17 protein-coding genes are annotated in these 22782 nt (G+C 53.0%); 12 read left to right on the forward strand and 5 right to left on the reverse strand.

Going from position 1 to position 22782, the window contains the following annotated elements; translation table 11 throughout:
- Positions 1-56: 56 nt before the first annotated feature.
- The 4 genes from L0M99_RS04435 to L0M99_RS04450 form a co-directional block, all read right to left on the reverse strand.
- Positions 57-3956, reverse strand: a complete 3900-nt coding sequence (locus L0M99_RS04435) for a DNA-directed RNA polymerase subunit beta' (protein ID WP_337954204.1) — start codon at positions 3954-3956, stop codon at positions 57-59.
- A gap of 27 nt (positions 3957-3983) precedes the next feature.
- Positions 3984-7472 carry a DNA-directed RNA polymerase subunit beta gene (locus tag L0M99_RS04440; RefSeq protein WP_238127900.1) on the reverse strand — a complete coding sequence of 1163 codons (3489 nt, stop codon included), beginning with the start codon at positions 7470-7472 and terminating at the stop codon, positions 3984-3986.
- Positions 7473-7789: 317 nt separating this feature from the next.
- Positions 7790-9670, reverse strand: a complete 1881-nt coding sequence (cydC, locus tag L0M99_RS04445; RefSeq protein WP_238127901.1) for a thiol reductant ABC exporter subunit CydC — start codon at positions 9668-9670, stop codon at positions 7790-7792.
- Positions 9667-11352 (reverse strand): ABC transporter ATP-binding protein/permease, encoded by a 1686-nt coding sequence (locus L0M99_RS04450; protein WP_238127902.1) that lies wholly within the window; start codon positions 11350-11352, stop codon positions 9667-9669. Before L0M99_RS04450 ends, cydC begins: the two co-directional genes overlap by 4 nt.
- Before the next feature lie 106 nt (positions 11353-11458).
- On the opposite strand from L0M99_RS04450, the gene L0M99_RS04455 reads away from it, so the two are divergent.
- Positions 11459-12121 (forward strand): LytR C-terminal domain-containing protein, encoded by a 663-nt coding sequence (locus L0M99_RS04455; RefSeq protein ID WP_238127903.1) that lies wholly within the window; start codon positions 11459-11461, stop codon positions 12119-12121.
- A 3-nt stretch (positions 12122-12124) separates the two neighbouring features.
- On the opposite strand, the gene L0M99_RS04460 is transcribed toward L0M99_RS04455, so the two are convergent.
- On the reverse strand, positions 12125-13573 hold the full coding sequence (locus L0M99_RS04460; RefSeq protein WP_024059838.1) for a uracil-xanthine permease family protein: 1449 nt from the start codon (positions 13571-13573) through the stop codon (positions 12125-12127).
- A 257-nt stretch (positions 13574-13830) separates the two neighbouring features.
- Here L0M99_RS04460 and L0M99_RS09990 point away from each other — a divergent pair, with 257 nt between their 5' ends.
- From L0M99_RS09990 to L0M99_RS04510, 11 genes are all read left to right on the forward strand, one after another.
- Positions 13831-14139: a peptidase inhibitor family I36 protein gene (locus L0M99_RS09990; RefSeq protein WP_425304306.1), complete on the forward strand. Its 309-nt coding sequence runs from the start codon at positions 13831-13833 to the stop codon at positions 14137-14139.
- A gap of 20 nt (positions 14140-14159) precedes the next feature.
- Positions 14160-15071: a hypothetical protein gene (locus tag L0M99_RS04465; RefSeq protein WP_238127904.1), complete on the forward strand. Its 912-nt coding sequence runs from the start codon at positions 14160-14162 to the stop codon at positions 15069-15071.
- A gap of 32 nt (positions 15072-15103) precedes the next feature.
- The gene (locus tag L0M99_RS04470; RefSeq protein WP_238127906.1) at positions 15104-16297 is read left to right on the forward strand and encodes an efflux RND transporter periplasmic adaptor subunit; all 1194 of its coding nucleotides are present in this window, start codon (positions 15104-15106) and stop codon (positions 16295-16297) included.
- Positions 16298-17041: an ABC transporter ATP-binding protein gene (locus L0M99_RS04475; RefSeq protein ID WP_238127907.1), complete on the forward strand. Its 744-nt coding sequence runs from the start codon at positions 16298-16300 to the stop codon at positions 17039-17041. It begins immediately after the preceding gene.
- Complete coding sequence (locus tag L0M99_RS04480; RefSeq protein WP_238127908.1) at positions 17028-18197, forward strand: ABC transporter permease; 1170 nt, start codon at positions 17028-17030, stop codon at positions 18195-18197. Before L0M99_RS04475 ends, L0M99_RS04480 begins: the two co-directional genes overlap by 14 nt.
- A 66-nt stretch (positions 18198-18263) precedes the next feature.
- On the forward strand, positions 18264-18758 hold the full coding sequence (locus tag L0M99_RS04485; RefSeq protein ID WP_238127909.1) for a PaaI family thioesterase: 495 nt from the start codon (positions 18264-18266) through the stop codon (positions 18756-18758).
- Between the two features lie 226 nt (positions 18759-18984).
- Entirely contained in the window at positions 18985-20235 is a 1251-nt protein-coding gene (locus tag L0M99_RS04490) for a tyrosine-type recombinase/integrase (RefSeq protein ID WP_024059845.1), read from the forward strand.
- Entirely contained in the window at positions 20232-20780 is a 549-nt protein-coding gene (locus L0M99_RS04495; protein WP_024059846.1) for a hypothetical protein, read from the forward strand. Before L0M99_RS04490 ends, L0M99_RS04495 begins: the two co-directional genes overlap by 4 nt.
- A gap of 235 nt (positions 20781-21015) precedes the next feature.
- A complete protein-coding gene (locus L0M99_RS04500) occupies positions 21016-21240 on the forward strand; it encodes a helix-turn-helix domain-containing protein (RefSeq protein WP_024059847.1) in 225 nt (74 codons plus the stop codon).
- A 3-nt stretch (positions 21241-21243) separates the two neighbouring features.
- A complete protein-coding gene (locus tag L0M99_RS04505) occupies positions 21244-22185 on the forward strand; it encodes a bifunctional DNA primase/polymerase (RefSeq protein ID WP_024059848.1) in 942 nt (313 codons plus the stop codon).
- A complete protein-coding gene (locus tag L0M99_RS04510) occupies positions 22175-22624 on the forward strand; it encodes a hypothetical protein (RefSeq protein WP_024059849.1) in 450 nt (149 codons plus the stop codon). The genes L0M99_RS04505 and L0M99_RS04510 overlap by 11 nt, the downstream gene beginning before the upstream one ends.
- The last annotated feature ends 158 nt before the right edge of the window (positions 22625-22782 follow it).

The raw sequence follows: 22782 nt of genomic DNA on the forward strand, positions 1-22782 counted from the left end.
GGCTTGCCTGGCTAGTTTAGCCAGGCAAGCCCCCGGAAGGAACTCAACTATTTAGATTAGAGATTCAGACCAAAAGAGTCTTCGAAATTAATGCCCGCCAAAAAGTCGTCATCAATATCGGGAATCTTAAAGTCATCAGCAGACCAACCCATCTTGGCCATCGCTTCCTCAGTAGGCTCCACACTGGCATCACGGAACATCGACAGACCGGTACCAGCCGGAATCAGCTTACCGATAATCACGTTCTCCTTCAGGCCTACCAGCGGATCCTTCTTCGCCGCCATCGCGGCATCAGTTAGCACCTTCGTAGTCTCCTGGAAGGAAGCTGCCGACAACCAAGAATCGGTAGCCAGCGAAGCCTTGGTAATCCCCATCAGTTCCGGACGAGCCGCAGCTGGCTCTCCGCCCTCGGAAACTACCTTGCGGTTAATCGAGCGGAAGCGAATCGAATCCACCAAAGTACCCGGCAACAGGTCAGTGTCGCCCGACTTCAGCACGGTCACCCGCCGCAACATCTGGCGCACAATCACTTCAATATGCTTGGAGTGAATATCTACGCCCTGCGAACGGTAAACCTCTTGCACCTCGTTGACCAGCTGTTTTTGGGTGGAATTAACGCCCAAAATCCGCAGCACCTTCTTCGGATCCAAGCGACCCTCAGTCAGCTGCTCGCCTACCTCTACATGGTCACCATCAGAAATAATCAGCTTCATCCGGCGCGGAGCGTCAATAATCAGATCATCTTGACCATCATCACGCACCACTACCAAATGGCGCGGTTCACCCGGTTCGTCAACTACCTTGACGCGCCCGGCAGCTTCGGTAATCAAAGCTTCACCCTTGGGGGTACGAGCCTCGAATAGCTCCTGTACACGCGGCAAACCCTGAGTAATATCCGCGGCACCCGCGGCACCACCGGTGTGGAAGGTACGCATCGTCAGCTGGGTACCGGGCTCCCCAATCGACTGGGCAGCGATAATCCCCACAGCCTCGCCAATATCAACCCGTTTACCGGTAGCCAGTGAACGTCCGTAACAAGACGCACAAGTGCCGGCTTCGGACTCGCAGGTCAAAACGGAACGCACCGGAATCTCGGTGACTCCCGCCTCGATCAAAACGTCAATCTCGGCGTCACCCACATCGGTACCTTTAGCAAACACCAAGTTGCCGTCCTTATCGGTAACGTCCTTAGACAAGGTACGTCCATAGGCGGTGGTCTCTACGATATCCATCTTGTAAACCTGGCCGTTTTCACCGACGTTACCAATGGGCAGTACCAGGCCGCGGCGAGTACCACAGTCTTGTTCGCGCACAATAACGTCCTGCGAAACGTCCACCAGACGACGGGTCAAATAACCCGAGTCCGCCGTACGCAACGCGGTATCGGCCAAACCTTTACGAGCACCGTGAGTAGCAATGAAGTATTCGAGCACCGACAGACCGGAACGGTAGTTCGATTTAATCGGCTGCTCAATCAGCTTCTGCTTCGGGTCAGCCACCAGGCCACGCATACCCGAAATCTGCCGGATCTGATCCCAGTTACCACGAGCACCAGAAGAAACCATCCGGTTGACCTGGTTACGAGCCGGGAAGTTCTCCCGCATTGCCTCGGCAACTTTAGCCGTACATTCGGTCCACAAATCCACCAGTTCGTTGTAGCGATCCTGGGCGGTAATCAAACCGAGATCGGCGTCCTCTTGAACCTGGGTAGCCTTTTCGTCATACTCGGCTAGAATCTTCGCCTTAACTGGTGGTTCTACCACGTCAGCGAAACCGATAGTAGTACCCGACCAGGTTGCCCAGTGGAAACCGGTCTCTTTCAAAGCATCCAAAGAAGCTGCCACATTACCTTTGTCGTAACGCTCAGCCAAAGTGTTGACAATCCGGGACAGTCCCTTCTTATCAACCAGCTCGTTTACGAACGGGTAAGAAACCGGCAGTGCCTCGTTAAAGAAGCAACGCCCAATGGAGGTTTCAAACTCTACCGGATCGCCCTCTTCGAAGCCTTCCGGAGCCTGCCAATCCTTGGGCGGGACTGTGCCCGGCTCAAAACGGATCAGCGCCTTGGCGTTAATATCCAGGCGATTCTGGCCATAAGCCATAATGGCTTCACCCAGCGAAGAGAACTTGGGGGTAACCGGGTTTCCGTCCTCGTCGGTCGGAACCGGTAGCGACGGATCGGGATCCGAAGTCAAGTGGTAAATACCAATCACCATGTCCTGCGAAGGCATAGTAACCGGGCGGCCATCAGCCGGCTTCAAAATGTTATTCGAAGACAGCATCAAAATCCGTGCCTCCGCTTGCGCTTCTGCGCCCAGCGGCAGGTGAACAGCCATCTGGTCACCATCGAAGTCCGCGTTGAACGCGCCACAAGCTAGCGGGTGCAACTGGATAGCTTTACCCTCAATCAGGATCGGTTCGAAAGCCTGAATACCGAGACGGTGCAAAGTAGGTGCACGGTTTAGCAACACCGGATGTTCGGTGATTACCTCATCGAGTACGTCCCACACCTGCGGACGCTGGCGTTCCACCATTCGCTTCGCGGCCTTAACGTTCTGGGCTTCCTGCCGCTCTACCAGCCGTTTCATTACGAACGGCTTGAACAGCTCCAAAGCCATCTGCTTAGGCAGACCGCACTGGTGCAGCCTGAGCTGCGGGCCTACCACGATCACCGAGCGACCCGAGTAGTCAACCCGCTTACCCAGTAGGTTCTGACGGAAACGTCCCTGCTTGCCCTTGAGCATATCGGACAGGGACTTCAGCGCGCGGTTACCCGGGCCAGTCACCGGACGTCCGCGGCGACCATTATCGAACAGGGCATCCACCGATTCCTGCAGCATCCGCTTTTCGTTATTCACGATGATCTGGGGAGCACCCAAATCCAGCAGACGCTTTAGGCGGTTATTGCGGTTAATAACCCGGCGGTACAGATCGTTCAGGTCAGAGGTCGCAAACCGGCCCCCGTCTAGCTGCACCATCGGGCGCAGATCCGGAGGAATCACCGGGATGCGATCTAGCACCATCGAATCCGGTTTATTCCCGGTCTGTAAGAAAGCAGAAACCACTTTCAGTCGTTTCAGGGCGCGAGTCTTGCGCTGACCGGTTCCGGTCTCCACTTCCTCTTTCAGCTTTTCAGCCTCGGCCTCTAAGTCAAAGTCCTGCAAGCGCTTTTGGACTGCTTGCGCGCCCTTATCGCCCTTGAAGTAAATGCCATAGCGCATCTCCAAGTCGCGGTAAAGCCGCTCGTCGCCCTCTAGGTCACCTACCTGCAGTTCTTTGAAGCGGGTGAAGACCTCGTCCCGGCGGGTCAGCTCGCGATCCAGTTTGCGCCGCATCTGAGTGACCTCTTTATCGGCGGCTTTACGGATCTTTTCCTTTTCAGAGTTCTTAGCATCTTTAGCTTCTAAGGCCGCCAAATCCTTCTCCAGTTTTTCCTGGCGAGCCATAATCTGTGCCTCAAAGCGTTCAGTCAAACGCTGTTTTTCCAGGCTGAGCTCGTTTTCTAGATTCGGTAGATCCTGGTGACGCGCGTCCTCGTCGACCTCAGTAATCATATAGGCGGCGAAATAAATGACCTTCTCCAGGTCTTTCGGCGCTAGATCCAGCAGGTACCCCAAACGGGAGGGCACGCCCTTGAAATACCAAATGTGGGTAACCGGGGCAGCCAACTCAATATGACCCATGCGTTCGCGGCGCACCTTAGAGCGAGTAACCTCTACCCCACAGCGTTCACAAACGATGCCCTTATAGCGCACCCGCTTGTATTTACCGCAGGCACATTCCCAATCCCGGGTAGGACCGAAAATGCGTTCACAGAACAGGCCATCCTTTTCGGGCTTCAGGGTGCGGTAGTTAATAGTTTCCGGCTTCTTGACTTCCCCGAATGACCATTCAGCCACGCCCTCGGCGGTCGCCATGCCGATATGTAGTTGATCGAATTTATTTGCATCCATAATCGACTCTTACCTTCTCTTCCCTGCTGCCTAGATTTCTTCCAAAGAAACATTGGGGTTTGGCCGCGAGCCAATATTGATCCCCAACTCTTCGCTGGCACGCTCAGCACCGTCATCGTCTTCAGCCAGGGACACCACATTATCTTCGGCGTCTAAGGCCTCCACATTCAGGCAGAGGGAGCGCATTTCTTGTATGAGGACGCGGAACGATTCCGGAATGCCAGGCTGCGGAATATCCTCGCCCTTAACAATCGCCTCATAGACCTTCACGCGGCCGGTAATATCATCCGATTTCACGGTGAGCAGTTCCTGTAGCGAATAGGCGGCGCCGTAGGCCTCCATCGCCCAAACTTCCATCTCGCCGAAACGCTGGCCGCCGAACTGGGCTTTACCGCCCAAAGGCTGCTGCGTAATCATCGAGTAAGGCCCGGTGGAACGAGCGTGAATCTTGTCGTCTACCAGGTGGTGCAGCTTCAGCATGTACTTGTAGCCCACCGAAATCGGGTAGGGGAACGGTTCACCGCTGCGTCCATCAAATAGTTGCGCTTTACCGTCTTCGTTGATGAGGCGATCCCCATCCGCGTTCGGGCGGGTGCAACTGAGCAGACCGGTCAGCACGTCCTCTTCCACACCGTCGAATACCGGGGTGGCCACCTTTTGACCGGCAGGAGCCGACAGCCCTTCCTTGGGGAGTTTCTCAATCCACTTGGCGCCTTCTTCTGCCAGCAGGGAAGTATCCCAACCCTGGTGAGCAATCCAGCCCAAGTGGAACTCCAGAACCTGACCGATGTTCATACGACCAGGCACACCCATGGGGTTCAAAATAATGTCAACCGGAGTGCCGTCCTCTAAGAAAGGCATATCTTCGATCGGCAGAATCTTGGAAACCACACCTTTATTACCGTGACGACCAGCCATTTTATCGCCAATGGTGATCTTACGGCGCTGCGCGACATAGACGCGCACCATGTGTTTTACCCCGGGAGGTAGTTCGTCGTCTTCATCGTTAAACTCGCGAACCCCGATTACAATCCCGGTTTCGCCGTGCGGCACGCGCAGTGAAGTATCCCGCACCTCGCGGGCTTTCTCACCGAAGATGGCGCGCAGTAGGCGCTCTTCACTGGTCAGCTCGGTTTCACCCTTCGGGGTTACTTTCCCGACCAAAATATCGCCAGCCTGTACCTCGGCACCGATGCGGATGATACCGCGCTCGTCCAGGTCAGATAGGGCGTCCTCGGAAATATTAGGAATATCGCGAGTGATTTCTTCTAGCCCCAGCTTGGTTTCGCGGGCATCGATTTCGTGTTCTTCGATATGGATCGAAGTGAGCACGTCGTCTTGGACTACCCGGCGGGAAAGAATAATCGCGTCCTCGTAGTTGAGGCCTTCCCAAGACATGTAGGCAACCAGCAGGTTCTTACCCAAGGCCAGTTCGCCATGATCAGTTGCCGGGCCGTCAGCGATGAGATCGCCGACCTCTACCCGGTCACCGGCAGCCACCCGAACATGCTGGTTATAGCAGTTACCGGGGTTGGAGCGGTGGAACTTGTCTAGGTTATAGGTGAAGTAGGAGCCGTCATCGCACATGAGCTGTACATGCGCCGCATCGGCTTCTACGACTACCCCGGCATGGTCACTAACGATGGCTTCGCCCGCGTCCATAGCGGTGCGCCGTTCCATACCGGTACCCACTAGCGGAGCCTCGGTGGTCAGCAACGGAACTGCTTGGCGCTGCATGTTAGCCCCCATGAGGGCGCGGTTGGCGTCATCGTGTTCCAGGAACGGAATCAGGGCGGCGGCGACTGAAGTCATTTGCCGCGCTGAAACGTCCATGAAGTCTACTTCGTCGCGGTGCATTTCCTGGGGGTCTTCCCCAGCGATCCGGCACAGTACCAGCTCTTCAGCAAAAGAACCGTCATCATTTAGCGGAGCCGAAGCCTGGGCGATATTGTAGCCGGCCTCTTCATCCGCGCTCAGGTAGTGAACTTCGTCGGTTACTTTCCCGTCTTTAACTACCCGATAGGGGGTTTCAATGAAACCGAAGGAGTTTAAGCGAGCATAAGTTGCCAGCGAGCCGATCAAACCAATGTTCGGGCCTTCCGGAGATTCGATCGGACACATCCGGCCATAGTGGGACGGGTGCACGTCACGAACTTCCATGCCCGCCCGGTCACGAGAAAGACCGCCCGGACCTAGCGCGGACAGGCGCCGCTTGTGGGTTAGCCCCGAAAGCGGGTTGTTTTGATCCATGAACTGGGACAGCTGCGAAGTACCAAAGAACTCTTTGATCGCGGCCACTACCGGACGGATATTAATCAGCGACTGCGGAGTGATAGCCTCCGCGTCCTGAGTGGTCATGCGTTCGCGTACCACGCGTTCCATCCGGGAAAGCCCGGTACGAATCTGGGCTTGGATTAGTTCGCCAACTGCGCGAATCCGGCGGTTACCGAAATGGTCGATATCGTCGGTTTCTACCCGCACATCAATGATTTCGCCGTCCTCGTTGGTGGCTGACACCGTCTGGTCGCCTTTTTGCAGCGCCAATAGGTATTTGAAACCAGCGATAATATCGTCGAGCGTCAAAGTAGAGGCGTGGATATCACTGGTAAGCCCCAGTTTCCGGTTGACCTTGTAGCGGCCAACTTTGGCCAGGTCATAGCGCTTGGGGTTGAAGTAGAAACCTTCAATCAGGTTACGACCGGCTTCTGCGCTAGCCGGCTCTCCGGGGCGGATTTTGCGGTAAATATCTGCCCGGGCATCATCGGTGGACTGAATGTTGTCCGAATCTTTTTCCAAGGTGGAAAGCATGATCGGATAGTCTTTGAACTCTTCGCGAATTTCTTCCGCCGTCATCCCCAGGGCACGCAGGAAAATGGTGCCGGACTGTTTACGGCGCCGGTCAATACGGATGCCTACGTTTTCCCGTTTGTCGATCTCTAGTTCTAGCCAAGCCCCGCGGGAGGGAATGAACTTGCAGCCGTAAATATCCTTATCGGAGGTTTTATCGGCTACTTTTTCAAAGTAGACACCGGGCGAGCGCACCAGCTGAGAGACCACTACCCGCTCGGTACCGTTAATAATGAAGGTTGCCCGCGGAGTCATCAGCGGGAAATCCCCCATAAACACGGTCTGCGATTTAATTTCGCCAGTGTTTTCATTCATGTATTCCGCGGTCACGAAGATGGGAGCCGCATAGGTGTAATCCTTGGCTTTGCATTCTTCGATGGAATACTTGGGGGGCTCAAACTTGGGGTCGGAAAACGACAGCGACATGGAGCCAGCGAAGTCTTGGATCGGGGAAATTTCTTCAAAAACTTCCTCTAACCCCGACAACACCGGATCGGTGCGATGGGTCGCTTGTGCTTTTTCTTCTGCACTCTCGCGCCACTGGGGGGTGCCTAAGAGCCATTCAAAAGATTTCCTTTGAATGTCAAGCAGATTCGGAGGAGCCATAACTTCCTGCAGTTTTGCAAACGACAGGCGAGAGGGCTTATTGGCGGATGCGGTTTCAGCAGCCAAAAGGATTCCTTTCGGACGACGTAACTTCGCGCGAATTTCTGGTTTCCGGCCCCTTCCAGGCGCTGGTTGTTCTTCCGATCGCCTTGCGCATTTTTAGGGCGAATCAACAGACCAGACCACATCGGGCTACGGCAAACGCAAGTATTAATGCTAGTTTGAAAGCGCTCATTATGCCACATGTCAGGCGAGGACGTGCGCATTTTCACAGCTTTTTTCCATTTTGGGCTGCTATCGGGCCAAGCGGGAGAAAAATACTATTTTTGAGGTTCCGCGTGGGTTCTCTGGCAGCGCGTTCGTCCCCTTTTTGGAGAGCCGGTCTACAAGGTAAACGCTGCTTCCTTTTCGTGGGCAAATAGCTTCGCCAGTTCCCCGGCTTGCGCGAGCAAATGCTCCGGATCTCCTTGCTCCGCCAGCCTTCCCCCAGAAAGCACCAACACCTGGTCGGCTTCCTCAACCTGCTGCAAGGTATGGGTGATTTCAATAATGGTGGCCTGCGGACGCTCCTCGCGTACCCGGTGGCGGATCCGCGCTGCTAGCGCGGGCTCCAAATGCGCGGTGAACTCGTCTAATACTAAGACCGGAGAATCGTTAAGAAACGCCCTCGCTAAAGAGAGCCTTTGCCGCTGTCCCCCAGACAGTGCCCCGCCGTATCTGCCTACGCGAGTATTTAAACCTGCAGGTAAAGCTGCAACCACCTGGTCGAGTTCTACGATTTTCAATACCTGCCAGAGCTGTTCCTCACTGGCATCGGGTTTACCGAGCCGCAAATTATCGGCAATCGAGGCCGAGAAAATATGAATCCGCTGGGTAACCAGAGGAATCGCGCGGCGAATAGCCTGCGGATCTAGCTGCGGCAACGGGCAATCTCCCAGCAAGATCTGCCCGCTATCAACATCCCAGTAGCGCAGCAGCAACCTCGCCAGGGTGGATTTTCCGCTCCCAGTAGCGCCACAGATAGCAGTCCAGGAACCGGCGGGAATAGTAAAGGAAACATCCTGCAGGGTTTGCCGGGAGGATGCTTGCTTTCCGCTTTGGGGATAGGTAAACGACACGTCCTCGAAAATAATCGGGAAAGGCTGCGCGGGCGGGTTCTTTCCGCCGCTAGCTACCTGCGGAGCCGAGTTCGCGACCTGCCAAACCCGGCGGGCGGCAGCGAAGGTGTTATCCAGGTGGGTAGAAAAATCTTCCACCCCGCGGCATACTTCCCAAGAACGCATTACCGCAAAGGTGGCGGCCAGAGCGGCCGGAATCGCGGTCAAATCGGCTGGCGAAGGCATTCCCACCCAGATGACCGCCAGCGCTGCGAGGTACATTCCGCTTTGGGTCAAAGCCCGGCGCAAAGCCTGCAGCGAAGTCAAAGGGCGCGCGCCGGCTCCCACAATCGACATATAGCGCTCAAGTTGAGTAATGCGCGCCCGCTGCAAACCGTAGCCGGTTACCTCGCTAATCCCGTTTACCGAGTCGGTCACCGATTGGGCAACTTGCCCCTGAGCTTTCCCCACTGCATCCGCAGCCCGGTTGCCTTCCCCGCCCCCTAGCAGCATTAAGCACAACAAAGTCACCAGGTAAACCAGGAATAATAAAACGCCGCTAAGGGGAGAAACCAAAAATCCGGCCAGCATCGAGACCGCGAGGGGGATAACCAGAGCGCTAAAGGCAGGAACCAAGGTGTGCGCAAAAAACACTTCAATACGATCAATATCGGCGGTGATCCGCGTCAGCAAATCCCCGCTTTTAGCCCCCACCATACAAGCCGGAGATTGCGGCACCAGGCGCTTAAACATTTCTTGCCGCAAAATCTCTAGCGCTTTAAAGGCCACATAGTGTCCGGCGAACTGTTCTAGGTAACGGAAGACTGCTTTCAGTAACGCTAAAACCGCCATCACCCCTACGCTCACCCACAGGTAAGCCGAACTCAAGGCGGTGCCGCCAGTGATTTGTACGACTGCCGCGCCGATACGGTAAACCCCAAAAGTAATCAGCGCGATACCGAAAGCCTGATCTAGCAGGCGCGCCACCGCCGATAAATATAGGGGTTTAAGCACGGGGCGAGCCAGCTGCAATAGCCAGTTGATCAATTGGCGGGTTCCCACTTCCGGCGCACTAGCGTCCTCCCTGGTTTTTTCCGGTGGACGCGGGGTTTCACCGTCTTCTTTAGCAGGGCGCAGGTACTTTATCAGCTCCGGTAGTTTCTTCACCGCACTATCTCCTTTAAAACGCCATCTTGGAGGTACAGCACCCGGTCAGCAAACTCCAGAGCACTGGCACGATGGGTGAGCAGCACGATAGTTTTTTCTTTCGCGACTTCCGCGAGTGCCTGGGTAATCGCCGCCTCGGACTCTAAATCTATCTGTGAAGTTGGCTCATCCAGCAGTAGTAACTGGCGCTGGGACAATAGTGCCCGGGCTAAAGATAAGCGCTGGGCTTGTCCTCCCGATAGGGCATAGCCGTCCTCGCCTACCGGGGTATCTAGTCCTTGCACGAAAGCGCGAACTTCTGCGGCCAGGCGCACTGTTTCCAGGCACTCCCAAAGGCGGTCTTCACTGGCGCGGGGAGCTACCATCATCAGATTGGAGCGGATGGTTCCGGTGAAAATCCAGGTGTGCTGTTGGACTAGCGCCGATTGGTCAGCAAACCAGGCGCTACTATCAGCGTCGAGGGCGCGTCCCTGTAGATAATAGGTACCTTGTCTGGGTAAAAGGTTACCTTTAAGCACTTCAATCAGGGTGGATTTTCCGGCTCCGGAAGGGCCGCAAATTGCCACCCATTCTCCTGGTTTTATTTCTAGATCCAGGTTTTGGAGGACGGGATCGCCCTCGGAATAAGCAAATGTCAGATCCTGTAGCGAGAGGAAAGAATCAGACTGGTGCGGCGTTACCGGTGTTTTATCGGAGCTGGCGTCCCCGCCTTGACCCTGGGAGGGGGCTTTGCCAGTCAAAAAGGCGCGTACTAGACGTTGATTCGCCATTCCCGCCATTCCCACGTAGAAGAAGGATCCGATTTTGTTCATCGGCTCTAGGAGCAGCAAAGTTAACCCCAACATGGAAACCACCGGAGCGATCACCGTAATATCGCTGCCCCATGCACCGTTGATTACCTTCCACAGGGTGAGCGCAAACCCGGTGGTAAGGAGCAAAAGATTGAATCCCAGGTCGATGACCAGCAAGATTAGTTGATTTGCGGCCAGCAATCGCATAGTGGAAAGCCGGTTTTCTTCCCCTATCTGGGCTAGTTGCTGACCTTTTGAGTCAGCGGCTCCCAGTAGCGTCAAGGTTTCTAAACCTGAAAGCGCATCCAGGTAGGAGGCCGCGAGCTGATTACGCCGCCGCCGGGAGCTGCTCGAAACTTTCCGGGTTAGTTTCGAAAAACCAAAAATAATTGCCGGCACTAGCGGCACAAACCCCAGTAACACCAAGGCACACCAAGGGTCGACCAACAAGGCCATGATCGAAAGCACCAGTAGCGGACTCACCATCGCCCCGATCATGGAACCTAGGAAAGCCTGGCGGTAGCGCTGAATTTTCTCCGTACCGGAGGTCATCATATCGATTAGGGATCCGGCACTCCGGGAAGCCAATACCCCCGGTCCCTGCCGGAAATAATTTCGCAGCAATCTAGACTGGAGAGCCTGCTGTTCTTTATAAATTGAGTGTTGCTCGATACTAACCCGGGTTGCTTCACATCCCCCCAGCATCACAGCTACAAAGATGAGCCCGCCCAACATACCCGAAAGGCTCTTCCCGGAAAATGCGTGCGACAGGGCGTAACCTAGCAAAACCATGAAACCGGCCGCCAATGCCACCGAGATCAAGGTGAGAATCACACTAGCGATAATCGCTACTGTCCCCGCCGGACGGGAAAGTGACAGTTTTTTCGCCATATGATCCTCTAGCTCAGTGGTTTTCTTGGCTTTACTTTACTAGTTTTAGCGTCTAAAACGTACCCGCCAACCGTGCCTGAACGCTAAGGGAGGTAAAGTAACAAGCATGAATCAAACCCAGGTGAGCCCCAACAGCGGTGGGGACCCGCAGCAATCAGATCTGGCAGCAAATCCTGAAAACGTAGACCCGCTGGCAGACCTTACCCCCCATCAGCGCTACGTGCGGCGCCGTCAACAACGCGAAACTATGGTTTTCACCGTTATCGGTTCGGTGATGGCCGGACTGCTGGTGCTATCCATCTTGATTGGGTTCGGGATTTTACCCTTCCCCTTCTTCAACGACTTTAAGCAGGCTCCCCAATACGCCCAGGCGGGAGACGTTCCCTGCCCGACCTCGGAAAAAGCGGTTCCCTTAGACAAAATGGAGATCCATGTGGTCAATGGCACCGATGTTTCTGGCCTAGCCGGCAAAGTTGCCAAGGGGCTTAAAGAACGCGGAGTTCCGGTTAAAGATACTGGAAATATCAGTTCCGGTTCCTATGAAGGCAATATTCGGATCGTTACTGGCCCCACCGGGGTTAACGTGGCCTACACTTTGGCACGCGCCTTTGAGGATGCAGAGGTTATTCTAGATCCTCGTCCTACTTCGGATGTGACCGTGACTATTGGTTCTCGCTACACCGATATGGTTAGCCCCGAAGAATTTAAGGAAGAGGCGCATAACGATCTTGACAAGATGGAAGGCTGCAAACTAGTGCAAATCGCCTAGGATCTAAGCCTGCTGCTTGCCCGATTCCTCGCCTGTTGTTGTATTTAGGGTTTCTGACAGGTGCGCGACTCGTTTTTCATAGGAGCGGGACTCTAGATCTGTACCTGCCGGGACAGAAGCGGGAGAGGCCTGCTCGAGGAAGGTACCGCGCGCCTTCGAAATACCCCGCATCACGTGGTACACCACGATAGCTGCGGCCGAACCCAAGGCAATGCCGTTGAAGGTCAGGGAACCGATCTGCCAGGTGTAGTCGGCGATAGCGATAATCATGGCGACCGCGGCGGTATTGAGATTTACCGGATCGGCGAAATCAACTTTATTTTGCACCCAGATGCGCACGCCCAACATCCCAATCATGCCGTAAAGAACAGTAGCCGCCCCGCCGAGCACCCCGGGAGGAATCGTGGCGATGGCTGCCCCAAACTTGGGGAACATGGAGAGGGCCAGCGCCACGAAAGCAGCCACAATATAGGCGGCAGTGGAGTAGACGCGGGTAGCGGCCATTACCCCAATATTTTCCGCATAGGTAGTGGTAGCGCTACCACCGCCGCAACCGGCAAATACGGTGGAAACCCCGTCAGCAAAGAGGGCGCGCCCGGTCAGGTGGTCAAGGTTTTCCCCGGTCATGGCGGATACCGATTTCACGTGACCTACGTTTTCAGCAATCAACACCAGCACTACCGGGATAAATAGCCCCAAGGTAGAAGGTTCAAACGAAGGGCTGTGGAATTCGGGGAGCCCAATCCAGGCGGCCTCGCCGATGGCTTTGAAATCTACTTCATGCTGGATTACCGCTGCTACGTAGCCCACGCCCACGCCAATCAGGATGGACAGGCGGCCAATGATGCCTTTGAACAGGACGGTAATCAGCACGATCGAGGTGACGGTAATGACTGCCGTAACCGCGCCCTCTTTAAACCAGTTCCAGGCCGCCGGGGCCAGGTTAAAACCGATCAGAGCCACAATACATCCGGTTACGGTAGGCGGCATGATGCGGTCAATCCAGACGGTGCCCGCAAAATGAACGATTACCCCGATCAGCGCCAAAGTAACCCCGACGCTGATGACTCCGCCGAGCGCCGCCGACTGTCCGTACTGGGCAGATACCGCGGTAATCGGGGCGATCAAAGCAAAGGACGACCCCAAATAGGAAGGCAGTTTACCGGCGGTTACCAGCGCAAAGAGCAAGGTTCCGATCGCGGTGAAGAACAAGGTGGTGTTGGGGGGAAAGCCAGTCAGCAAGGGCACCAGGAAGGTTGCTCCGAACATGGCGACTACGTGTTGGGTTCCGATACCGATGGTGCGCGGCCAGGAGAGCCGCTCGCGAGGCATTACCACTTCACCCGGGCCAATCGAGCGGCCATCACCGTGAAGTTTCCACAAACCTAGAAGCGGTTTCTTCGGGGATTGTTGGGGAGAGATTGGTTGGGGATTCTGATCGTTATTAGACATTTCGTCCCTATCAGCTAGGAGACTCTGCCCTTTTGCGGGCTAGGGTCTACTTGAGTTTTACGGTCAGAACTTAACTTTATTCCTCTGAGGGTACTTAAGAAAAGTTAGCCCAAAATTCGCCCTCAAAACCATTGAAAAACAAAAAAGTTTAGTTTTATAGTTATCTAGTTAGCGTATTGATTCATCGTCAACCAAGTTAGGAGATTCCTATTATGTCCACTTTCAAAAGACTGTCCGGAGCACTAGCCGCCACCGCCATGTTGATATCGGGAATAGTTTGTGCCCCAGCTGCACAGGCAGCTCCTTCTTGCTCTTCTGGCTACGTTTGTATGTGGAACGGAATTAACGGGACCGGTACGAAGTTCAAATATTCCTCATCTGCGAATCACACCCATCAGATCCACTCAGTCTATTTTAACTATCGGAAAATGGGAACCAAGTTTACGAGCGAAAGGAATGGCAGGGGATATAGAATTACCTCCTACACCCCCTCTCAAAGAGGTTTTCGCAATTGGGATCGCATAAACTGGAAAGCCTGCCGCTCACACTGGGATTTTAAGATTTAATCTAGAATTGAAGGATTCGTATGAGAACCAAAAAGAGGCTGAAATTCTTACAAATACTCTGCGGAATTTCACTGGTTAGCTTTATGACGGCGTGCGCTTCACAACCGGTTGATGATAGCGCCGAGTGGACTCCTAGTAAATCTGCTGTAAATAGCCACATTTATCTAAGCGAGACCAACGCTATTCTCTATCCCCCACAGGCAGAAACTAACCAGTTGCGTAACGCATATTATGCGGCAGTTACATCTTGTATGCAGAAGCAAGGATTTTCCTATACGCCCACAGACGCCAATTCCCCATCATTGGATTTGATTTCAATGAACGAAAAGGCAATTGAAAATGTTTATGAATACGTCTCAGAAGAAGACGCGGTAAAATACGGCGTCGCCGCCCCAGGATGGTACGACCAGGATGCTAAAGCTCCAGACGATAAAATTTCGTCTCCCGAAGATCGGGCGCTCTACGGAGACGAAAACAGTAAAAACCCTTCAGGATGCGTGAACGAAGCAATGAAGGCGGTACTTCCAAAATATAAACGCATGGTCGAACTTGAGCAGGAAGCTACCAACATTTCTGTACAAGCCGCAGACGCAATCTCCACAACGAAATACAAAGCTGCAGCAGCTTGGAATAAATGCATGAAAAACGAGGGATACACTCAGTTTTTATCCCCCTCTTCCCTGTCTAGCCCGAAGGGGGATGAGGCTCCCGACATGTCCTGGCCGGCACCAAATCCCGGTATAGAAGAAATAAAGGCAGCTCAGGCCGCTTCTCGCTGTATGACAAGCACCAGGTATCTTGAAAAAGTTTCCAAAGCGGAGGCACTAGCGGTACATAAGATATTAGCGAAGAAACCAGGGCTAATCACGGAGTGGCAAGAACTACGCCAAGATAGCCTAAAAAAGAGTAAAAATATTTCCGGAGAAAACTAATATTTTCGTCCCACCACATAGGATGCTATAACTTGAAATTCTTGAGCCGCGGTAAACGCCGAGTTGCATGGAAAACAGTCATTTTTACTGCTACTGGAGCAGCTATATGTCTGGGTTTTGTTTTACTTCTGACGCTGAGTTTCTTATCCCCCTCCAAGGCGCGTCCTATCTCTAGTGCTCACCCGGTCGCTACCGCGAAAGTAGAAGCTGGAAAACTATCTCGCACGCTAACAGGAACAGCTAACATTTCGTCCTCTAGCGAAAGAGAAATTCCTCTTTCAGTTAGCAGCGAGGACGAAGTAGGGGTGATCTCGGCGTTGCCAGTCAGCGCTGGAAAACCTGTTCCCTACTGTCATGCTTTGCTAGAAATATCAGGGCGTCCCCTTTTAGCGTTAAACGGATTAATACCTGCCTACCGCGACCTCCATATCGGCGACAGCGGCAAGGATGTCACCCAGCTGCAAAAAGCTTTGAAGAGCTGTGGCTATTCGGTTGCAGCAGATGGACATCTAGGTAAATACACTGCCCAGCTCGTCGCGAGGCTCTATCGAAACAACGGTTATGCTCCGGCTCAGAACCCGAATAAGCGAAATAGCAGTCAGGATACCTCTGATAATAAATCCCAGCCGGAATCAGATGCCAAAAGCACTGACAACGAAACTGGCTCAGATGATTCATTAGTTATCCCCCGCAGTGAAGTCGCCTATATACCTGCCAATTCCACTATTACCGCGCTGCCTGATTTGGGTAGCTATCTGGGTGAGAAATCTAGTGTGAAAATCGGGGTAGGCGCCCCCTTAGCAATCCTGAAATTAGACGCAAAACAGATACTGAAGCTGCGTGAAGGCTTACCAATAAAGCTGGAGTCTGGTCAATGGAATAACGAGACCACATTACCCGCAATCCCCAACTCTCCCGACTCCAATGATAGTGATGAAGAACAAAGCTCAGAACCAACATACACTTTGCGGATCCCCTTAAATAATCCCCCAAATAACGCCCTAACTACTTGTCAATGGAGCGTAACCATCGGTTCTAACACTACTTATCCGTTCACTGTGCCCGAGGCAGCAATCCGAGAGGATAACAAAGGGACTTATGTGCAAAAGAAGACCGGAGACTCTACCCAGAAAACTTATGTTGAAATTATCGAAAGTGGCGATGGAGCCGTAGCCATTAAAGGAGCAGTAAAAACTGGAGAAATTGTCTTGCTGGGAGATAAATAAGTGGACTCTAACGCTCAGGATAATACCTTTGATATAGCCCCTCCGACTAATGAGCCCCCTATCCTAGAAATGCATAACTTAAACCGTACCTTCGGGACAGGGAATTCTACTGTTTATGCCTTAAAAAATGTGAATCTAAAAATAAAAAAAGGGGAATCAGTAGTAATTACCGGTCCTTCTGGGGCGGGAAAATCAACTCTCCTAAACATCCTGGGGTTATTAGACCCCAACTACGAAGGCACGTTAAAGATACAAGGGAAGGATTGCAGCAAACTAAAACCAGCACAAATTGATCAATTACGGGCTGATCATATTGGTTTTATTTTTCAGGATTTCGGTTTAATTCCTTACCTGAATGTAATACAAAATATCGAGTTGGGTTTTACCTACAGTAATCTCGGAAGGGACATACGAAAAGAAAAAACACTCTTTTGTTTATCGGCAGTGGGGCTAGAACATCGAGCAACCGCTCGTATTAGCACCTTATCTGGGGGTGAAAAACAACGGGTAGCCATTGCTCGAACCTTAACTAGGTCACCCAGTCTACTGTTAGCTGATGAACCCACGGGGAATCTCGATCAAGATAATTCTCAAAAAACTATTGAACTCTTATTGCAGGTACAACAGAGCAGTGGATGCGCTCTGGTAGTGGTCACGCATGAGCCAGAAGTGCGCGCCCAGTTCAGCCAAGGTTACTTGGTCGTAGACGGAAACGTGGAGCAGGTCAATTATGACAAGAGTTAATTGGGGACTGCTACTACAGCAATCTCTTGGTGCCATCTGGGGCAGAAAAATGCGCTCCGTCATGACCGCGTTTGGGATAACCGTGGGGATTCTAGTTTTTCTTGTCACCTTAGGTTGGTCTCTCTCCGCCAGTGCCGACATAAACGCAACTTTCGATGAGCGTACGGCGACTACCATAACCGTTACTGCCCGTGAAGATGCTGAGCAAATACTAGATAAAAACTTCACTGACAGGGTAACGAAAATGCAGGGGGTAAAAGCAGCAGGACGTTACAGCAGCGCACCCCAAGCCGATTGCCACACTCACCCCGGCGAGACTCAAACCACTCCTATAATCGTGGCTGATCCCGGGTTTTTACAAGCCAGTGGCATGAAAGTAAAAAGCGGGAGATTTTTCGATAAAAGCATCGAGAGAATTCCAGGGCCGGTCGCCTTGTTAGGGCCGACTGCTGCTAACAACTTGGATATGACCACAACTGACGGCACCACAAGAATTATTTGCGATGGCAAATCTATTCCAGTGTTTGGGGTCTTGTCCTCCACCGGCCAGGCCGCGGGTGCAAGTTCAGCGGTAATTATTTCTAAGAATCTAGACGGCAGTGATGTGTCATATCAAGCTGGAGAGGGACTTGCTGGCGTGGTTGAAACCGAGTTAGGTGCCACTAAAAAAGTGGCAGCTGCGCTTCCGTATGCAGTATCTGCCAGGCATTCGGAGCTAGTCGCAGTCAGAATGCCACCAAGTACCGAAGAACTCCGAGGTAAAGTAACAACTTCATTAAACACAATGGCAATCGGGGTTTCTATCCTTTCCCTAGTAGTGGGCGCAATAGGAATTATGACAACTACGCTAACCTCGGTTATTGAACGCACTACAGAAATAGGGTTGCGTCGTTCTCTTGGGGCACGTCCGCGTCACATTGCGTGCCAGTTTATTATCGAAGGAGTGTTTCTTGGGGGCATCGGCGCTTTTTTTGGAGTACTTCTCGGCTTAGTTTCACTGTTAGTGTTAGTCAAGCTACAAGGGTGGACGCCAGTAATGTACCCGCTAATACCGGTGCTATTGATTCCCGGAGGAATGATCATCGGAATACTCTCATCCCTGGTTCCTGCCTTACGTGCTGCTAAAATTCCTCCAGCAGCCGCCTTAAGACACTAAAGACCTGGAGCCTCTGAAATAGCAATCTAGCCATTTACCCTCTGCCGCCAGCAATAGTATGGGGGTATGCAAAAAAAACTGGTTTACCGCGATGAAGTTGACGACCCGATTGCTTTGCCGGATTTGAGCGACCCGGAACAAACCTCGCGGTTCTTGCTGTCTCTGCCGGATGTTTCCGACAAGTGCCCCTCGGCCAAGGCACAGCTTATTGAGGCGATGGGGATCCGTTTTCACCACTTAGGCGCGGATTTAATGGTTTGCTCCATGCCGGTAGAGGGTAACCGCCAGACCCTGGGCGTACTCCATGGCGGAGCGAATGCAGTGTTGGGGGAAACCACCGGGTCTTTGGCTGCCAACTATGCGGCTCCGGAAGGCAAACATGCGGTGGGGTCAAATATCTTTGTCACCCACCATCGTCCGGCTATCGGGGGGCGGGTCTATTGCGTGGCGACTTTAGCGCAAAGCGGGCGCACCCTCGCGACTTATTTCTTAAAGATTTTTTCCGAGGACGGGAAGCTCACTGCCTCCGGCACCCACACCTGCGCCTTTGTAGATGACTAACGGTGCGCAAGGGGGGACTTGAAAGCCCCTTAATCGCCTGACCTGGAAAAATAAAAAATAAGCCCCTACCAGCGATAAGCCCCTCTATTTGCGCTGGTGAACGTATTGTTTCCGCTGGTTGCTAGACTTCACCTAAACGCATTTGATATCATTTAACTACGTTTCATCTGACAACGTTCTGACAACGTTCTGACAACGAAAACGCGAGCCGAAACAAGGGGGAAACATGGCAACGTCACATTTTGGGCGCATACTACGGTTAAAATCTGGACGTTATCGCGCTGATTACCAACGCCCCGATATGCAGGGGATAGAGACGCGCGCCGCGCGGATCACAGCCCCTCAAACGTTCGCGGTTAAAGAAGCGGCGGTTAGCTGGCTCGCAAAAGAAAAAGCCGCTATTGATTCTGGAAACTGGAAAAGCCCGGAACAGCTCGCGGAAGAAGCAGAAGAAGCCGCCCGCCTAGCAGAAGCAGACGCGCTAACCTTTGGAGAGTTCGCAGAATTATCGCTTGCGGCTCGCAAAGACCGACACTCAACCGAAACATATCGAAAAGAACTAAGCAACTACAACCACTGGATTAAACCCTATTGGGGGGATAAACCTATTAAGGCGATCACCCCGCAACAAGTGACCGCCTGGCTTAACACTTTCGACCTGACCCGCCCGGGCTATAAACGCCCGCTAGAGTTGTTTAACGCCATGATGAACGAAGCGGTTAAAGATTTTGAGGTAATCGAAAAGAACCCAGCAGAGCGCCCGATCTACCGGCTAAGAAAATCCGGCAAGAAAATCCATGCCACCAAGTCCCAGCGACACGAAGCCGCCCCGCTAACCATGAACGAACTAATAGCGCTCGCGGACAAGATAACCCCGCCATGCTTGCGTTTGTGGATATTGCTAGGCGGTCTGCTAGGTTTACGCGCTGGCGAACTTAGAGGGCTAACCCGATCATCTTTCGATTGGGATAAACAGTTATTGACCGTGGACAGGGCAACTACCGGCGTTGGTAAGACCTTAGACGCGGACGCCGCCCCGAAAACTGCAACATCTTTCCGAGTGCTACCGATACCGCCCGCCTTGGAAAGCGAAATAAAACGACACTTGGAGGCTTTCGCGGCGTTTGGTAAAGATGGTTTATTGTTTCCTTCCCCGCGTGATCCAGAACGCCCCCGCGATACAACCGGCATAGGGCAAGCCATGCGCCGGGCGTGTAAACGGCTAGGGATAGAGCCACGCACGAGCCACGACCTGAGACACAGCGCCGCTAGTCTGCTGGCAGAAGCCGGGATACCGGCGGTTACTGTTCAAGCGATTCTAGGACACGCCGAAAGCTCAATAACCAGGCGTTATACTCACGCTTTCCAAGAGCAGACCGCGAAAGCGCTAAACGGTTTAGGGGACGCCTTCACAACCGCCGCGAGCGGACGCGATAACGTGCTAAAGTTACCAACCCAGAAAGGGCTAAGCGCATGAGCGAAAACGAGAAGCCGCGAGTGCTTAAAGTCTGGTGTGGCCGGCGCGATGAAGCACACCGAAACCAAAAAGGCGGGGTAAGAACCCCGCTTGCATATATTGAACCGGTCAGGTCTGGAAAGCCTGACAATATCCCTTTTAGCATAGATGGCGTTATCAGTTGCTCGCTAAAAGTTCGCTCATACTGGAAACTTAAAACGGTTGGAACAAAGAGCACCCGCCCCCTTAGACAGCTGAAACGCATCCACGAAGAACAAGAAAAAAATAAAGCTAAGTTTAGTAATGATGTTATTGATAAAACTTATAAAGCCCTTTGGCATGCAGAACATCAACGCAATTCCGGTCTAGTGATGAACTACCTACCCGGTAAAGTTATTTTGACGTGCCCAGTGTGCGACACCACTTATTTTTTTCTGTTGTTTAACGATGTTGCCGAATGGTTAGATAGCCAGATTGGTAAAAGCCGTTACATATCCGCTGAAAGGTTGGAAATACTATCTGACGCAATGACAAACAAGTTAAAAGAACAGCACGGAACGCATTAGCGTTCTTTCTGGTATATACTGGACTTGCTAAGACCGGTTATTATCGCGATCTTGGAGAGAACGCCCGTTCACCATCGCGGCAAGAATTGGCATGACTGTTTAACATCATGTCTTTCTGAGAGGCTCAGACCGAGATTAAAATTTACTTGCAGGTGGTCAGTGTACTTAATCGTGCATTGACCGCCTTTTTCATACCCCGGCGGGAAATGCACAGCTAACCAGAAAAGGGAAAGCTATGCGAACAGAATATAACCACCAAGAGGAACAGTTACCGCGCTACCTGTCGATTAAGGAGGCCGCGCGATTTGCAGGCGTTGCTACTAACACGGCGCGTCATTGGGTTTACCGTGACGGTTTACCGGCTGTGAGACGTGGCCGCGTTGTCCGTATTGAAACCGCCGCGCTAATCGAGTGGTTGCAGCCGAATATTAACCCCGTTAAAGGTAAGGGGGCGGCGTAACCCATGAGGCTAAACGAAACCCCCCGGCCATATAGGAAACAACCGGGGGAAAACGAGCTAACCAACCCTAACCCGATTCTATCAGCCGCGTTGCGTTATGCCGCTTGCGGCTGGCAAGTGTTGCCATGCCTAGAACAAGACGGCAAACAGGCAGGGAAACCCGCTAAAGCGCCTTATTACTCGCGGGCGCTAGAGCTAACGCATGGCGCGAAATCTGCCAGCGGAAACCCGGAGTTAATCCGGCAATGGTGGAAGGAATGGCCGCGCGCGCTCATTGGGCTAGCCGTACCGCCTCACATAGCGGTTATTGATATTGACCCGCGCAACGGTGGCACACTCGAAGCGCTAGAGGCTGCTATCGGGGGAAAACTTACCCGGTGTCCTATCGTGGTTAGCGGGCGCGGTGATGGCGGGTGTCACCTGTATTATCAACGCCCGGCGCGCCTGGAAGGGTTTACCCCGCTATTTGGTCAGGTTATTTGCGATGACGGAACAGCCTTGCCCGGTGTGGACGTTAAAACGCATGGCGGTTTCTGTGTCGCGCCGCCATCGCTTCATCCTGAAACCGGCAAGCCGTACCGTTGGGAGGGTAACGAGTTTTTCACCCCGCCGCCGTACCCGCAAGCGTTAGGGAAACTGATAGAGCGCCCCCCGCGCCCGCAACCCTTACCCGGCAAGCGTGTTAGCCGCGCGGGCTTTAACCCGATAGCGGGTGCGAACATGGTTAGCGGTCTGCTGGCAACCGTTGCGCAAGCAAGGCAGGGAACGAGGAATAATGCCCTTTTTTGGGCGGCGTGTCGTATGCAGCAAAACGATCTAACCGGCGCGGCTACGGACTGGCAAGGCTTGCGACAGGCCGCGTTAGCTACTGGCTTAACCGCGTGGGAAGTAGATAACACGATTCATTCAGCCCGCCGCCGGATTGGGGGACACCATGCAGCCTAACCAGAGAAGGCGCAAGAACCAGATTATCGCCCCGCCCGAGTTTGAACCGCTTATTTATGAACGGTCAGCGGCTCACTCGCGGTTAGATTTGCGACAGAATACCGGCGATCTATTGCGCGGCGCGTCTGGCCTATTAACCCCGCCCGCCTATATGTTGCGGCATTATTTAACGGCAATGTGCCTTGATAATGATTTGGACGGTTATGTTCCGGAACAATGGCTTGACCCTACCGACTACCTTATTAAACGTTTCAGACAAGACGCGGTTAGCGAACTACTTAAAGCCGGCGATCTTGAACAGTTGGATAACGAGGACGGCTACCGGCTGGACTGGTCAGCGCAAACCCTATATGCCGAAAGAGAGCGAAGGCGGCAATATAACGCCCGTAATCAAGCCCGGCATAGGCAGCGGCAGAGAGGCGAAAACCGTGAAATCTGACCAGCGCAAACCGTAAGCGATTACTAAGCGATTAGTAACAGCTTAGTAAGAGCTTAGTAAGTGATTTAAGAAGGCGCTAACACCTTGTGAACAGGGCAAAGCGTAAGCGATTACTAAGCGCTTACTAAGGGATTACTAGGAATAGGCAATTAGGAAAG

Source organism: Varibaculum cambriense (assembly GCF_022133705.1).
Classification (GTDB): domain Bacteria; phylum Actinomycetota; class Actinomycetes; order Actinomycetales; family Actinomycetaceae; genus Varibaculum; species Varibaculum cambriense_A.